This window comes from Pseudomonas sp. Emmai (assembly GCF_055179735.1).
The window spans coordinates 4,714,659-4,729,784 of sequence record NZ_CM143685.1; the positions used below are offsets into that span (position 1 = coordinate 4,714,659).

16 protein-coding genes are annotated in these 15,126 nt (G+C 61.7%); 7 read left to right on the top strand and 9 right to left on the bottom strand.

Annotated features, from left to right (window positions below; translation table 11 throughout):
- Window positions 1-2: 2 nt before the first annotated feature.
- Both ACY4LX_RS21745 and ACY4LX_RS21750 read right to left on the bottom strand, forming a co-directional pair.
- Entirely contained in the window at window positions 3-1,457 is a 1,455-nt protein-coding gene (locus ACY4LX_RS21745) for a DHA2 family efflux MFS transporter permease subunit (protein WP_463257806.1), read from the bottom strand.
- Between the two features lie 6 nt (window positions 1,458-1,463).
- On the bottom strand, window positions 1,464-2,585 hold the full coding sequence (locus ACY4LX_RS21750; RefSeq protein ID WP_149659815.1) for an HlyD family secretion protein: 1,122 nt from the start codon (window positions 2,583-2,585) through the stop codon (window positions 1,464-1,466).
- Window positions 2,586-2,810: 225 nt separating this feature from the next.
- Between ACY4LX_RS21750 and ACY4LX_RS21755 the strand changes: the two genes are divergently transcribed.
- Genes ACY4LX_RS21755 through ACY4LX_RS21765 form a run of 3 tightly spaced genes read left to right on the top strand, consistent with a single transcriptional unit; the run spans window position 2,811 to window position 4,475 of the window.
- A complete protein-coding gene (locus ACY4LX_RS21755) occupies window positions 2,811-3,434 on the top strand; it encodes a TetR/AcrR family transcriptional regulator (protein WP_463257807.1) in 624 nt (207 codons plus the stop codon).
- 12 nt (window positions 3,435-3,446) lie between these two features.
- Window positions 3,447-3,965: a G/U mismatch-specific DNA glycosylase gene (gene mug / locus ACY4LX_RS21760; RefSeq protein ID WP_463257808.1), complete on the top strand. Its 519-nt coding sequence runs from the start codon at window positions 3,447-3,449 to the stop codon at window positions 3,963-3,965.
- Between the two features lie 39 nt (window positions 3,966-4,004).
- Window positions 4,005-4,475, top strand: a complete 471-nt coding sequence (locus tag ACY4LX_RS21765; protein ID WP_463257809.1) for a hypothetical protein — start codon at window positions 4,005-4,007, stop codon at window positions 4,473-4,475.
- On the opposite strand, the gene ACY4LX_RS21770 is transcribed toward ACY4LX_RS21765, so the two are convergent.
- A complete protein-coding gene (locus tag ACY4LX_RS21770) occupies window positions 4,476-5,411 on the bottom strand; it encodes a Ppx/GppA phosphatase family protein (protein WP_463257810.1) in 936 nt (311 codons plus the stop codon). It abuts the gene before it with no gap.
- A gap of 196 nt (window positions 5,412-5,607) precedes the next feature.
- Here ACY4LX_RS21770 and ppk2 point away from each other — a divergent pair, with 196 nt between their 5' ends.
- Window positions 5,608-6,525 (top strand): polyphosphate kinase 2, encoded by a 918-nt coding sequence (gene ppk2, locus ACY4LX_RS21775; RefSeq protein ID WP_149659820.1) that lies wholly within the window; start codon window positions 5,608-5,610, stop codon window positions 6,523-6,525.
- 99 nt (window positions 6,526-6,624) lie between these two features.
- Here ppk2 and map read toward each other — a convergent pair whose 3' ends face one another.
- The 4 genes from map to ptrR all read right to left on the bottom strand — a co-directional run bounded on the left by map (window position 6,625) and on the right by ptrR (window position 9,493).
- Window positions 6,625-7,425: a type I methionyl aminopeptidase gene (gene map / locus ACY4LX_RS21780; protein ID WP_463257811.1), complete on the bottom strand. Its 801-nt coding sequence runs from the start codon at window positions 7,423-7,425 to the stop codon at window positions 6,625-6,627.
- Window positions 7,422-7,673, bottom strand: coding sequence for a ParD-like family protein (locus ACY4LX_RS21785; RefSeq protein WP_149659821.1), 252 nt, complete (start codon window positions 7,671-7,673; stop codon window positions 7,422-7,424). The genes map and ACY4LX_RS21785 overlap by 4 nt, the downstream gene beginning before the upstream one ends.
- A gap of 507 nt (window positions 7,674-8,180) precedes the next feature.
- Window positions 8,181-8,516, bottom strand: coding sequence for a hypothetical protein (locus ACY4LX_RS21790; RefSeq protein WP_149659822.1), 336 nt, complete (start codon window positions 8,514-8,516; stop codon window positions 8,181-8,183).
- A 98-nt stretch (window positions 8,517-8,614) separates the two neighbouring features.
- Window positions 8,615-9,493 (bottom strand): putrescine utilization regulator PtrR, encoded by an 879-nt coding sequence (gene ptrR, locus ACY4LX_RS21795; protein ID WP_463257812.1) that lies wholly within the window; start codon window positions 9,491-9,493, stop codon window positions 8,615-8,617.
- A gap of 100 nt (window positions 9,494-9,593) precedes the next feature.
- On the opposite strand from ptrR, the gene ACY4LX_RS21800 reads away from it, so the two are divergent.
- Window positions 9,594-10,985 carry an aldehyde dehydrogenase family protein gene (locus ACY4LX_RS21800; RefSeq protein ID WP_463257813.1) on the top strand — a complete coding sequence of 464 codons (1,392 nt, stop codon included), beginning with the start codon at window positions 9,594-9,596 and terminating at the stop codon, window positions 10,983-10,985.
- 42 nt (window positions 10,986-11,027) lie between these two features.
- Here ACY4LX_RS21800 and ACY4LX_RS21805 read toward each other — a convergent pair whose 3' ends face one another.
- Window positions 11,028-11,936, bottom strand: coding sequence for a GNAT family N-acetyltransferase (locus ACY4LX_RS21805; protein ID WP_463260629.1), 909 nt, complete (start codon window positions 11,934-11,936; stop codon window positions 11,028-11,030).
- 241 nt (window positions 11,937-12,177) lie between these two features.
- Between ACY4LX_RS21805 and ACY4LX_RS21810 the strand changes: the two genes are divergently transcribed.
- Window positions 12,178-12,483: a panthothenate synthetase gene (locus tag ACY4LX_RS21810; protein WP_463257814.1), complete on the top strand. Its 306-nt coding sequence runs from the start codon at window positions 12,178-12,180 to the stop codon at window positions 12,481-12,483.
- Here the strand turns inward: ACY4LX_RS21810 and ACY4LX_RS21815 are convergent, their stop codons facing one another.
- A complete protein-coding gene (locus tag ACY4LX_RS21815) occupies window positions 12,484-13,896 on the bottom strand; it encodes an MFS transporter (protein WP_463257815.1) in 1,413 nt (470 codons plus the stop codon).
- 118 nt (window positions 13,897-14,014) lie between these two features.
- Here ACY4LX_RS21815 and ACY4LX_RS21820 point away from each other — a divergent pair, with 118 nt between their 5' ends.
- On the top strand, window positions 14,015-14,920 hold the full coding sequence (locus ACY4LX_RS21820) for a LysR family transcriptional regulator (RefSeq protein WP_463257816.1): 906 nt from the start codon (window positions 14,015-14,017) through the stop codon (window positions 14,918-14,920).
- The last annotated feature ends 206 nt before the right edge of the window (window positions 14,921-15,126 follow it).

Genomic DNA, 15,126 nt, shown 5'->3' on the forward strand with positions numbered 1-15,126 from the left:
AGTTAGAAGGTCGGAACCGGTTTGCGAAGAAACAGAACCAGCGGGCTCACCACCAGCATGGCCACCATCAAAATCTTGAATTGGTCGATAACGGCGATAAACGCCGCCTGACCGGTGATCATTTCGTTGAGCCCGCCCAGTGCCTGCAGGGACATCCCATGGGCTTGGCCGCGATATGGCGTGATGTGGCTGGCCAGCGCCAAGTGCATCGCCTGGGTGTTGTTGAAGAAGAATGTTTGCACCACCGCCACGCCAATCGTGCTGCCGTAGACACGGGTCAGATTGAAGAAACCGCTGCCTTCGGTGCGCAGCCTGGGGTCGAGTGTGTTGAACGCCACCTTGCTGATCGCCGGCATCAGCACACCGAGGCCGACACCCTGGATCGCACCCGCCATCGCCACCGGCGGCCAGTCCATCAACGGCGAATAGCCGAGCATCAGCCAGTTGCCATACACCACCAGCGCGATGCCCGCCGCCACGAAGAATCGTTGGTCGAGGTGTGCGGGAACACGACCCATCAGCAGGAAGGCCCCAACCAGCCCCACGCCGCGCGGGATCGTCAGGCAGCCGGTCAGTACTGGCGGGTAGCCGAGAATCTCGTCGAGCATCGGCGACGTCAGCGCCATGGTCGACAGCAGCACGAAACCGAGGGCAAAAAAGATGATCGTCGAGCACACGAAGGTGCGGTCCCGGAACAATCCCTTGTTGAGAAAGTGGGTGTTCGCGGTCAGTACGTGCACGACGAACAGGTACAGCCCGAGTGCCGCCGCCACCGCTTCCAGCCAGATTTCGGGCGAGGCAAACCAGTCCAGGCGCTCACCGCGATCGAGGAACATTTGCAGGCCGATCATGCCCAGGGTGAAGGTGCCGACGCCGAAGAAATCCAACGTTGGACGTTGCTCGGCTTTCTTCTTGGCCAGCAACAGCGTCACCACCAGAAAGATCCACGCCGACAACGGAACACTGACGTAGAACAGCGAACGCCAGCCGTGATACTCGCTGAGCCAACCGCCGATGCTCGGGCCGGTGGCGATGCCCAACAGCACGATGGCGGTGAACACCGTGGCGAATTTCGCCCGCCGCGCTGCGGGCAATGTCTCCAGGGCAATCGCCATCGACAGCGGTGCCAGTACGCCACTCGCCACGCCTTGAACCATCCGTGCGCCAACGAACTCCAGCGAGGTGGTCGCCGCTGTGGCGAGCAGCAAGCCGAGGACGAAAATCGCCAAGGCGGCCTGGTACACACGCTTCAAGCCAAAGCGCCCGGCGAGCCACTGCGCAACCGGCAATGTAATGGCGCTGGCAGCGAGGTACGCGGTGAATATCCAGCCGGCCTGGTCGTCGGTCATCGACAGGCTGGCCTGAATAAACCGCAGCGCCGAGTTCGGCAGCGGCAGGTTCGCCGACTGCATATAGATCGCCAACAGCGCGGCGAACCTTAAGATTCCCGTGTTCATCAGCCATCACCCCGCCGTCAGCAACGATTTGAGCGGATGCCACCAAGGCGTGCGAAACCCGGTATCGACCTTGACCGTAGCGCTGGTGCCGGAGAACAGCGGCAGCGCCGGATCCACCTCATCGAGTTCCAGTCGCACCGGTACGCGCTGAACGACCTTGACCCAGTTGCCGGTCGCGTTTTCCGGCGGCAGCAAGGCGAAGTCCGCGCCGGCGCCGGGGCTCATGCTGGTGACGTGGGCTTTGAACAGGTGATCCGGGTAGGTATCGATACGGATCGTGGCTTCCTGGCCGGGGCGCATGTGCGTCACCTCCGTTTCGCGGAAATTGGCCTCGACCCAGACCTGACGGTCGGACAGCAGCGCAAAGGCTGGCGCGCCGTTGTTGACGTAGTTGCCCACCTGCAAATCGTCGACCTTGGCAACGATGCCATCGTCCGGCGCATACACCGTGGCGTAGGAAAGGTAGAGCTGTGCTTCGTCGAGCTGCGCCCTGGCTTCATGCACTGTCGGGTGGTTGTCGGCATCGATGTTGGGATCACCGTTCAGCGCGACGACGGTACTGGCGATCTGTTGTTCGATCGACGCGATACGTTGCCGGGACACTTTGAGGTCGGTGTCGGCGCGCTCGTAAATGGCCCGAGAGACGAACTCGGTCGCGACCAGCGCTTTCTTGCGGGCAAATTCCTTTTGGTCGAAATCCGCCGACTCTTTGGCCGATTGCAGCTCAGCCTGTTGCTGGCGGTAACTGGCCTTGAGTCCATCGATGCGCAGCCGCGCCATGCTCAGCTGTGCCTGGGCACGGTCAACCGCGATCTGCAGGGGTTTCGGGTCGATCCGAAACAGCACCTGGCCCTTGCGAACCGACTGGTTGTCCTCGACCGCGATGTCCACCACTTGCCCGGAAATTCGCGCATTGATCGAGGCCTTGGCCACCCGGGCATAAGCGTTGTCAGTCGAAACAAAGGACTCGCCCGCGACGTAATGGGCATAGCCGACGGCGGCGAAAATGACCGGCACACCGATTATCAGCCAAGGTCGCAGTTTCTCTTTGAGCGGCTTGCTGATGGGCGCGTCCGGCCCTGGATGCTCGACGGCGGGTGACGCTGAGAGATCGAACTGTTTGGTCATGATCGAATACACCTGTAACCGGGAAATTGGGGACAGCATCCACATCAACAGCCATACCGTGCGCGGCCGGGAGGATCGCTCCACCGCGCCTGTTTCGTCGCCGCAACACCCTGTTCGAGCTCCGCTTCAACAAACCTTCAAGCCAAGGAATTTTTGGTTCCTTATTTTTGTGCGATGATGTAAGAATATCGGCGAGCCCATCATTCATCAAGAGTTTTATACGACATGGCACAAAAAAAGATTACCGAGGGAAAAGGTCGTGGCCGCCCTCGCGCATATGACCCGCAGACTGCGCTGCAACAGGCGCTCGGGGTGTTCTGGAATACCGGTTATTCCGGCGCGTCCCTGGACAGCATCGCCACGGCGGCGGGCATGAATCGCCCCAGCCTCTATGCCGCGTTCGGCGACAAGCACGCGCTGTACATCAAGGCACTTGAGCAATATTGGGAATTTGCCGCCGCCGCCATGCACGAGGCGCTGACAGACAACTCACTCACCTTGCGCGAAGCGTTGATGCGCTTTTATGAGGGCCAGTTATCGATCTACTTTTCCGGCGAGGGCCAACCGCGAGGCTGTTTTGCGATTGGCACGGCCACCACCGAAGCGGTCGAGGATCAGGAAATACGCGACGTGCTGTCCGATCGGCTGAGCCGGCTGGATGCCGATCTTGAGGCGCGTCTGCAAACGGCAGTCACTGCCGGCGAATTGAAAGCCGATGCCGACCCGGCGGCCCTGGCGGTCCTCGCGTCATCCCTGCTGCACAGCATTTCGATACGCGCGCGAGCGGGCAAATCCCGGGCTGAATTGACGGAACTGGCGCGCAATGCGGTCAGCGTCATGTGCGGATGAGGGGCTTTTAAGGTGGGACTCGAAGACATTCTGGCCGAGCAACTCGCCGTGATTTTCTGCGGCATCAATCCGGGGATGATGGCGGCGGCCCAGGGTCATCATTTTGCCGGCCGGGGCAATCGCTTCTGGCGCACGCTGCATCTCGCCGGTTTTACCCCGGAGCAGGTGCACCCGGAAAATGATCGGACGATCTTGCAGTATCACTGTGGATTAACCGCCGTGGTTGACCGCCCGACGGCGCGCGCCGATCAACTGTCGTTAAAGGAATTCAGCGCTGTCGCCGCGGACTTCGAACAGAAGATCACGCGTTATGCACCGCGCTTCGTGGCGTTTCTCGGCAAGGCCGCGTATGGCGCGTTAACTGGCCAACGGGAGATTGCTTGGGGGTTGCAGCCCAAGACCTTTGGCGGCGCGGCGGTGTGGATTCTGCCGAATCCGAGTGGACGAAACCTCGCGTTCACCCTGGATCAACTGGTGGACGCATACCGCCAGCTGTATTTAGCCGCGATCAATGAAGCAAGACTCCGGTAGCATTGCCACCAAGGATCAATCCACCTCAAGGAAGCTTCAATGCTGTTCACCCAACGCTCGACCCACACCCCGCTTCTGCTGTGCCTGGCGATCTTCATCACGTTCTGGCTGGTGCAGCTCAACGCGTTCAACATCATCGTCTGGAGCTACAACGTCTGCCACTTCCTGTACGGCTTGTGCGCCGCACTGCTGTTGGGCTACGTGACGATTCCGACGCGGTTTTTCAAGCAGTCCCCGCGAGACAATTTCCATGCGCTGAAAACCGGCATCCCGTGGAGTCCCTGGGGCGGATTGATCATCGTGGTGTTCCTCTCGGCGTACAACGAGATGTACGTTGACCCGCGGGAGAACGGCATCCCGTTCAGCGCCGCCTACCAGAACTTTGTCGCCGATATGTTGGGCCTCGCGCTGTGCCTGATCCTCAGTCACTTCACCTTCCGCGACCGCCTGGGCAACACGCGAACGGACTATTCGACTGGCTCTGAAGTGAGTTCGATTCGCCCCGCGTGATCAATGCTGACTCATCAAGCCATGCATCACCCCGAACCGTAACCCCGGCTCGGACTGTGTCATGTGCGAGATGCCAAACACCTTGAACGCCGCCAGCATGACCACCAGGCCGCCGGGCAAGATGCTCAGTCGATGGGGTTGCAGCCCGGCCAGCTTGAGTTGTTTGACGTGCCCGACTTCGAGCAGACGCAGCGACAGGCGCAGCAACCCGCCGTAGGTGATGCCGCTCTGGTCATCGTCGTTCAAGCCGTTGGCCTTGAGCACTTTGGCCAGCATCCGCGCGGTGCCGGACGAGCCGATGGTCTGCTGCCACCCCAATGCGCGATAACGCCGGGCGACTTTTTCGAATTGCAGCGAGGCCACGCGTTCGGCCTCCAGCAGAGCCTGGGCGGTGATGCGACCGCCATGAAAGTAGCGCGAGCCGAAGGTGCCGCTGCCGATGGCAATGCTCTCGGTGATCAGTGGCTGAGTGCCCCGGCCCAGAATCAACTCAGTGGAGCCGCCGCCAATGTCCACCACCAGCCGCTGACTCTCTGCACCCGGCAGCGTGTGGGCCACACCGGCGTACACCAGTTGTGCCTCTTCCTGCCCGGTGATCACGTCAATCCGAAACCCCAGGTGCCGCTCGGCGCTGGCCAGGAACAGCTGCGCATTATCGGCTTCGCGCACCGCGCTGGTGGCCACGGCCCGTACCCGGCACGACTCAAAGCCACGCAGCTTCTTGCCAAATCGCGCGAGCGCCTGCCAACCGCGATCCAGCGCCAGCTCATCGAGCGCCCCACCCTGGAATCCCTCGGCCAGCCGCACCGGTTCACGCAGGGTTTTCACTTCCTGGATGACGAACCGCTGGTTCCGTTTGACCGACTGGCCAATCATCATGCGAAACGCATTCGACCCCAGGTCAATGGCCGCAAACAGAGAGGCGTCACCTTTCATGGTAGGAATTCCTGGCAGATTCATCGGCCCGCCATCGGAGCCTGGAAGACGGTTTGTGAAGAGCTTGCCATGGCCTAGGTGACACGAAGATGACAGCGCCTGCGCAAAGTCCTACGGCTGTTTCGTCACGACTTCGTCATATCTCCCGGAATACCATCGCCCACGCCATCTTCCTCTTCCACGGGAGCGTCCCACCATGCTTGCGAACAACGACACCCTGATACAGCGAATCCACCGCGAGCTGCTCGATCACAGCGACGAAGAGCTGGAACTGGAACTGCTGGAGGACGGCCACAACCTCGATGAGCTGTTTGACGGTCACGTCGACGAAGGTAGCGAAAAGGAAGAGAGACGCCGCTATTTCAGCGAATTGTTCCGCCTGCAAGGCGAGCTGGTGAAGCTGCAAAGCTGGGTGGTCAAGACCGGGGCCAAGGTGGTGATTCTGTTCGAAGGCCGCGATGCCGCCGGTAAGGGCGGTGTGATCAAGCGCATCACCCAGCGCCTCAACCCTCGGGTCTGCCGCGTCGCCGCCCTGCCCGCCCCGAATGACCGCGAACAAACCCAGTGGTACTTCCAGCGCTACGTCTCGCACCTGCCGGCAGCCGGCGAAATCGTGCTGTTCGACCGCAGCTGGTACAACCGCGCCGGGGTCGAAAAAGTCATGGGGTTTTGCAATGACGATCAGTACGAAGAGTTTTTCCGCACGGTGCCGGAGTTCGAACGGATGCTCGCCCGTTCCGGCATTCAGTTGATCAAATACTGGTTTTCGATTTCCGACCAGGAACAGAACCTGCGCTTTCTCAGCCGCATCCACGACCCGCTCAAGCAATGGAAACTCAGCCCCATGGACCTGGAGTCCCGCCGGCGCTGGGAAGCCTATACCAAGGCCAAGGAGATCATGCTTGAACGCACCCACATCAGCGAGGCGCCGTGGTGGGTGGTGCAAGCCGACGACAAGAAAAAGGCCCGTCTCAACTGCATCAACCACCTGCTTGGGCAAATGCCCTATGAAGAGGTCGAACAGCCGACGATCCAGCTGCCGCAACGGGTGCGCCAGGAAGATTACTCGCGCAACCCGACGCCACCGGAACTGATCGTGCCGCAAGTCTATTAAACGTCATCATTCTGTAACCTGAGGGCGTCAATACTCAGGTCATACACCGCGTGCTTTTTTTATGGCTGCCTTAACCGGCGGCTTTTTTTTGCCTGTTGTTCAGGGTGCCGGATAGCCTTCAACCTGATCCGGCCAAGCGGTCAGCACTTCGAAGCCGTCATCCGTCACCGCCACCATGTGCTCCCACTGCGCCGACAGCGACAGATCCTTGGTCACCACCGTCCAGGCGTCCGCCAGGGTTTTCACGTGGCGTTTGCCGGCGTTGAGCATCGGTTCGATGGTGAAGATCATCCCGGTTTTCAGCTTCAGGCCCTGGCCCGGATAGCCGTAGTGCAGGACCTGCGGTTCATCGTGGTAGACCTTGCCGATGCCATGCCCGCAGTACTCGCGCACCACGCTGTAACCGTCGCGCTCGGCGACACTCTGGATCGCGTGGCCGATGTCGCCCAGGGTCGCGCCGGGGCGCACCACGCGGATGCCGGCGCACATCGCTTCATAGGTGGTCTGCACCAGGCGGCGCGCCTCCGGGCTCGGTTCGCCGACGAAGTACATGCGGCTGGTGTCGCCGTACCAGCCATCCTTGACCACGGCAATGTCGATATTGACGATGTCGCCGTCCTTCAGCACCTGGGGCGACGGAATGCCGTGACACACCACTTCGTTGACCGAGGCACACACGGTTTTCGGAAAGCCGTGATAGCCGACGTTGCCGGGAATGGCTTTTTGCACGTTGACGATGTAGTCGTGACACATCCGGTCGATGTCGTCGGTGGTGACCCCCGCCTTGATGTGCGGCGTGATCATCGCCAGCACTTCGGCCGCCAGTTTGCCGGCGATGCCGGACTGGGCGATTTGTGCCGGGGAATTGATCGGGACACCTGCTTTCACTGCACGATTCATTGCACGGCTCCTGCGACGGCTGGCGACGCTTCGGCGAGTGCACACACCTGTTGCAAATCGAGACCGCCGGCCTGTTCGGCACGGATCAGCAAACGGCAGATGGCGTTGTGGTCCAGGTCGGGATGCAGCTCGGCGAGCATCCCGATGCGCATCCAGTGCTCGGCCTGAGCGTTGATCGAGCGGCTCAGCGCATTGCTGGCGACGCGCAGATTCTCATGCATGTCTTCTGAAATTTTGACGATTCCCACAAATCCACCCGATATGAAATGCATATGAAACGTATACTACTTGACTCCATACGGATGTCGCAAACCCCGATTAGCGTTTTTCTGTCCTGCGGCGCTTTCGCTTGGGCACAATCGATCTAAAACGCCCGCGCCGGGCATCAGGTGATGGGCTATTCTGAAGTGGTAGGTGAAGACGCAGACTGATGCGCAAGAGGATAGCGAGAACGCGTGGGGCGCGCTCCGAAGGGTACACGGTTAGAAAGATCTCCGCGCTGAGATCCAGCCCTTATGCCGTGTGAGGCAGTGACGCACAAAACGTCGCTGTGAGAGGCCTGATAAATCTCGTAAGCCGGAGACCAGCACCGGCCACCTACTCAACTTCCAAAGCCCGCCTTGTGCGGGCTTTTTCATGGCGTATCGATCCTGGCCCTGATGGCATGCCCCGCCAAACGCCACAGACTAAAAAGCCCGGCTGAACCGGGCTTTTTCACGTTTCAAGCACCCTCGCCAAGCGGCGAGGCACTGTGCTTACTGAACGTTGTTCAGCTTGATCACATCACCCGAAACCTTGGTGGTGTAACCGGTCAGGACGTAGGCCCAGAACCAGTTTTCCTGCACCTGGGTGTTGATCATGGCGTCGCCGCCCTTGGCCTTGATCGCCGCGTCTTGTGCGCGAACGAAACGGTTGTTCTGCTTGATCGGGATGCAACCGAGCAACAGCATGCCAGTGGCGGTCGCTTCGCTGTGGCCCAGGACAGTGTATTGGCTGCTGTCATAGTGCTGGGTCTTCATCGCGGTGCCGGTGCAACCTGCCAAAACCAGACCGAACAAAACAACGGCAACCACTTTACTGAGGTAATTCACGGTGTAACTCCATTAGAAGAAGCCGGGATCCGTCTCCCGAGCGGCGCATACTCTAACGGACGTAGTGGCAAATTGGTATCGCCGCTGCAACTTCCCTTTCAAATGGCTGACTGGACCACACCTCGCTCCTCCAGCAAACGCACAAACATGGTCAGGCTTTGCGACACCGTGCCGCGACGCCACACCAGCCAGGTGCGCAAATAACGGAAGGATTCCGACAGCGGCCAGATACTCACGGTGGTGCAGCCGGGCATGCTGTCGAGCATGCTGCGGGGCATCAGCGCCAGCCCGGCCCCGGCGCTGACGCAGGCGAGCATGCCGTGATAGGACTCCATCTCGAAGATCTTGCCGGGCACCGAAGCATCCTGGTTGAACCAGCTTTCGAAGTGGTGGCGGTACGAACAATTGGAGCGAAACGCATAGATGTTTTCGCCGTTGACGTCCCGCGCGCGGTGGATCGGCGCATGGTTGAGCGGTGCGATCACCACCATCTCTTCCTCGAACGCCGGCACGCCTTCCAGCGCCGGGTGCAGCACCGGGCCATCGACGAATGCGGCGGCCAATCGCCCCGAAAGCACCCCGTCGATCATGGTCCCCGAAGGACCAGTGGACAGGTCCAGCTCAACCTTGGCGTGCTTCTGGTTGTAGGCGGCCAGCAACTCGGGAATCCGCACCGCTGCGGTGCTCTCCAGCGAACCCAGCGGGAAAGACCCTTGCGGCTCTTCACCGGCCACCGTGGCCCGGGCTTCCTGGACCAGGTCGAGGATGCGCCGGGCGTAGTCGAGAAAACTCCAGCCGGCCGGCGACAGGCGCAAGCGGCTTTTCTCGCGGATAAACAGGTCAACCCCCAGATCCTGCTCCAGTTGCTTGATCCGCGTGGTCAGGTTCGACGGCACCCGGTGGATGTGCTGGGCCGCCGCGCTGATGCTGCCGTGCTCGGCGACGGCCTTGAAAATTTCGAGCTGGACCAGATCCAAGTCATTCTCCAAACGTGAACGTTGCGCTCAGTATTATTCAGTTTCCAGAAAACTACCACCGCCGTAACCTGAGCGCATCCCCACCCAGCAGGACGGTGCCATGACCCAGGTTTCCAGTCACACCCATGCGATTTCGATCAACCCCGCCACGGGCGAGCAGATCGGTCACTACCTTTTCGAATCCGCCGCGGCACTGGACGCCGCCCTTGCCCGCGCCGCCGCCGGGTTCAAGGCCTGGCGCCGCACGCCGGTCGAACAGCGCGCGCAATCGCTGATCGCCCTGGCTCAAGCCCTGCGCGATGACGCGCAAAACCTGGCACACATGATCACCCTGGAAATGGGCAAGCCCACCACCCAGGCCCGGGGTGAAATCGAAAAATGTGCGCAATTGTGCGAGTGGTACGCCGAACACGGCCCCGCCATGCTCAGTGCCGAGCCGACGCTGGTTGAAGGTGGCAAGGCGCGCATTGAATACCGTCCGCTGGGGCCGATTCTGGCCGTGATGCCGTGGAACTTCCCGATCTGGCAGGTGCTGCGTGGCGCCGTTCCAGCGCTGATCGCCGGCAACACCTACGTGCTGAAACACGCGCCCAACGTCATGGGTAGCGCTTATCTGCTGCGCGACGCGTTCCAACGCGCCGGTTTCGCCGACGGTGTGTTTGAAGTGATCAACGTCACGCCGGAGGGTGTTTCCACGGCGATCAAAGATCCACGCATCGCCGCCGTCACCCTCACCGGCAGCGTGCGCGCCGGCATGGCCATCGGCGCCCAGGCCGGTGCCGCCCTGAAGAAGTGTGTGCTGGAACTGGGCGGTTCCGATCCGTTTATTGTGCTCAACGACGCCGACCTCGACGACGCCGTCAAAGCCGCCGTGATTGGCCGCTACCAGAACACCGGGCAAGTCTGCGCGGCGGCCAAGCGCTTGATCGTCGAGCAAGGCGTTGTCGAAGAATTCACCCGCAAGTTTGTCGAGGCGACGCGCCAACTGGTGGTCGGCGATCCGCAGTCCAGCGCCACTTACATCGGCCCCATGGCCCGTTTTGATCTGCGCGATGAGCTGGACCAGCAAGTCCGCGACACCCTGGAAGAAGGCGCGACCTTGCTGCTGGGCGGCCAAAAGGCTGAAGGCCCTGGCAACTTTTATGAGCCGACCGTGTTCAGTAACGTCACCGACCAGATGACCTCGTTCAAACAGGAACTGTTTGGCCCGGTCGCCTCGATCATTACCGCCCGGGATGCCGAGCATGCCGTGGCGCTGGCCAATGACAGCGAGTTCGGCCTGGCGTCGACGATCTACACGCGCAATCTCGATCTCGCCAAACAGATGGCCGACGAGCTGGAAACCGGCGGCGTGTTCATCAATGGCTACTGCGCCAGTGACCCGCGCGTCACCTTCGGCGGCGTGAAGAAAAGCGGCTTTGGCCGTGAGCTGTCGCACTTCGGTGTGCGGGAGTTCTGCAACGCGCAGACGGTGTGGCTGGATCGCCGCTGATTGCACCGACATACCTGGGAGCGTTTAGCTCCCGGGTTTAATTCAGGTTGGCGGATTGCCCGGCCCTGGTCGAACAAACCATTGCCCGGTAATCCGCCCACCCCAGTGCTCCCCTTCCTGCTCCTGCTCCAACGTGAACCCCACGTCTTCATACAGCTTGCGCGCCGCATCCAGACCTTTGAACGTCCACAGCCGCGTTGCCGTAAAACCGCATTCGTCACAAAACCGCATGGCTTCAGCCAGCAAGCGCTTCCCGGCGCCTTGGCCCCGCGCGCTGTCATCCAGAATGAAACAACGCAGCACCGCGCCCCCCTCTTCGCCTTCACCATCGATGGCAATCGAACCGACGATGCGTTCGCCGTCCAGCGCCGCCCACACCTCATTGCGCGGGTTGTGCAGACGCCCCATCAATTCGGCCATGTCGGAGGCGACCAGGCTTTCGAACGGCTGACCGAAGTTCGCGACTTTGGCGTAGTAGCAGGCATGCATTTCGACGATGCGGCCGATGATGCCGGGACGGTAGCCCCGAGCAATCTGCAACGTCACCTTGGGCGGTTCGGTGCCCAGGCGTTGGGATTGCAGGGCTACAGCGTAATGGCCCAGGCCTTCACTGACGGCCTGTTGTTGCGCCGGGCTCAAGTGCGTCATGGCGGCACCGACCCGTTGGTTGGCGAAGGCATCCACCGCGCGCAAGGTCTGGCGGCCCTGGTCCGTGAGTTGCAGTTTTTTCGAACGTGCGTCCTGCTCATTCGGCACTTCTTCGATCTCGCCGGCCTCGATGAGCTTGCGCACCATGCGGCTGACGCTGGATTTTTCCAGGCCGAGCAGCGCCACCAGTTCCACGGCGGTCAGCGATTCGCGGTTGCCCAGTTCCACTAGGGTGTGCACGGAGGACGGCGGATAGTCGGTCGCCGCCAGGGTCGCCTGCATAAAACCCAACTCTCGCACCATCAGGCGCGACGCCGAACGAACGTGGTGGATCAGGTTGGAATCGGTCACGGCGCACACCTCCTGGGAAACAGTTATTTAGTTGTATCGCACAACAAAATATCCGTCAATCGAGGCGAGCGGTGTGATGACCGTCCGTAACCCTGCCCAAGGGCGCCCTGCGGCTTAACTATCCTTAACCACACAGAGCAATCCGGAGCCGGGATCTTGATAAGGAGCAGCCACTTCAACCGAGTACCCCATCATGAAAATGCTACTGACGGTCGAGTTCCCACCTGAACCTTTCAACACGCTGGTGCGCGCCGGCAAAGTCGGTGAAATCATCGGGCGCGTGCTGGAAAGCCTTAAACCCGAAACGGTCTACTTCACTGAACAGGACGGCAAGCGCGGCGGGATTTTGCTGATCGACGTGCAGGACGCCTCCGACATCCCGCGTTTCTCCGAACCGTTCTTTCTCAACTTCCAGGCCAGCTGCAAATTCCGCATCGCCATGAGCCCGCAGGATCTGCAAAAGGCCGGTCTGGAGGCGCTCGGCAAAACCTGGGGCTGATCAGGCCCGGCGTCCGCGACTGGCCAATGCAATGGCGAGCGCGACGACCATCAGCGCGGCGGCCACCGCAAACGTCATCCGCAGACCGGCAGCGACGGCTTCGGGGGCGGCCGTCGTCAGGTCGGTCGTCGCCGAAGCGAAGGCAAACACGGCACCGATCACCGAGGCACCGGTGATCAACCCGAGATTGCGCGACAAGCTGAGCAGGCCGGACATCACGCCGCGCTGCTCCGACGGTACGTCCAGCATCACCACGGTGTTGTTGGCGGCCTGGAACAGCTGATAACCCGGGGTCAGGATGATGATGGCCGTCACGTAGCCTGCCAGACCGAACCACGCCGGCAACACGGACAGCGCAATTGAACCCGCCGCCATGGCGACCAGCCCGAGGATGACCATGCCCGACGCGCCGAACCGGTCAACCACCCGCCCCGCCGGCAAGCCACTCAACGCGGAGATGACCGGACCGATCGACATCACCACACCGACCACGGCCAGGTTGAGTCCAAGCCCACGGGAAAGGTAGAACGGCCCGACCACCAGCGTTGCCATCATCACCGTCGACACCAACACGTTGGTGGCGAGGCTCCCGCTCAGCGATGCATCGCGGAACATCGCCAAACGGATCAACGGCGAATCCACCGTCGACTCGACGAACACGAAGAGGCCGGTGCCCAAAACAGCCCCGCACAGCAGCGCCACATTGAGCACACCAAAACTGCCCCGGCCCAGGGTCATGGCGAGGGCGTAGGCAGCCAGCGTCAACGCCAGCAGCAACGTGCCCACAGGGTCGAAACCACCACGCTTCGGCTCTCGGCGATCGGCTGGCAGATACAGCCAGGCGAGCGAGAACGTCAGAATCCCCAGCGGCACGTTGATCAGGAATATCGCCTGCCAGCCGAACCCGGCGATCAGCACGCCGCCCAGGGATGGACCAAGCGCGGTGCCAATCGCCGACATCGTCCCCAGCAAGCCCATGGCACTACCGGTCCTTTCCTTCGGCACCACCTCACCGATAAACGCCATGGACAGCGCCATCATGATCGCCGCGCCAAGGCCCTGCACCGCCCTGGCGCCAATCAGCAGCCAGAGCGACGGCGCCAGGCCGCACGCGGCGCAAGCCAGCGTGAACAGAACGATGCCCGTCAGCAGCAAGCGGCGACGGCCGATAAGGTCGCCGAGCCGTCCGACGCTGACGATCAAGGTGGTGATGGCGAGCAGATAGGCGAGGACGATCCACTGCACGGCCTGAAAGGACGCGCCGAACACTTCGGCTAACGCCGGCAAACCAACATTGGCGATGCTGGTGCCCAGCGATGACAACAGCATCGACAACGACAGGCTGGCGAGCACCCAACGCACCGAAGGTGTCCGTTGTGCACTGGCGGCGAGGGTCTGATCGGGGTGGGTCATGAAGGTGAGCTCCTTGGCTGGATGTCCACAGCGTACGGCCCGTCCTGACAAGGCGGAAGACGCACCGTTTGCACATTACTTGTGCACCAGACGCCATATCCCGTGCTAACGTCGCCACATGTCGATGCCCGATCTCAACTTGCTTATCACCCTGGATGTTCTGCTCGCAGAAGGCAGTGTCACGCGCGCCGCCAAGCGACTGCGGCTAAGCCCGTCGGCGATGAGCCGGGCGCTGGCGCGCTTGCGTGAAACCACCGGCGATCCGCTGCTGGTCCGGGCCGGCCGCGGTCTCGTGCCCACGCCCCGCGCGCTCGAATTGCGCGAACGGGTCAGTCAACTGGTGCAAGACGCCGAAGCGATCCTGCGCCCCGTCGAGCAGCTCAATCTGCAGCAATTGGTGCGCACCTTCACCGTGCGCACCAGTGACGGTTTTGTGGAGACGTTCGGCCCGGACCTGCTGGCTCGCATCAGCGAAGAAGCGCCGGGGGTGCGGTTGCTGTTCGTGCAGAAACCGAACAAGGACAGCACACCCTTGCGCGATGGGACGGTGGACATGGAAACCGGCGTGGTCGGAACGTCGATGGCGCCGGAGCTGCGAGCGCAGGCGTTGTTCCGCGACCGTTTTATTGGCGTAGTACGCCTGGAGCATCCGCTAAGCCAGGGCGACATGACCCCGGCCCGGTATGCGGCTGGCCGGCACATCGGCGTGTCGCGACGGGGCCCGGAGAAAGGGCCGACGGCGATTGATGACGCCTTGGCTGCGCTAGGGCTGGAGCGCGAGATTGTCACCGTCGTCGGCGGTTTCTCTACCGCACTGGCGCTGGTTCGCTCCTGCGACCTGATCGCCAGCGTGCCGGAACGCCATACCGCCAGCCTGCGTGCCGGCCTGCACAGTTTCGCCCTTCCGGTTGCCATCCCGCCGATCACCGTGTCCCTGCTCTGGCACCCCCGGCTCGATGCCGACCCGGCGCATCGCTGGTTGCGGGGGTGTATTCGGGAGGTGTGTGCCGAGCCGCTGTTGTAGCCCGCAACACAGCTTCTGTGGCGAGCGGCTTTTGTGGCGAGGGGGCTTGCCCCCGTTCGGCTGCGAAGCAGTCGTATAACCAGGCGACTCGGTTAGCCTGAAAAATAGTAAGGAGCCGCTTCGCGACCCAACGGGGGCAAGCCCCCTCGCCACAAAAGCCTCCCTTGGCCACAAACACATTCCTTGACCACAAAAGTCCTCCCACG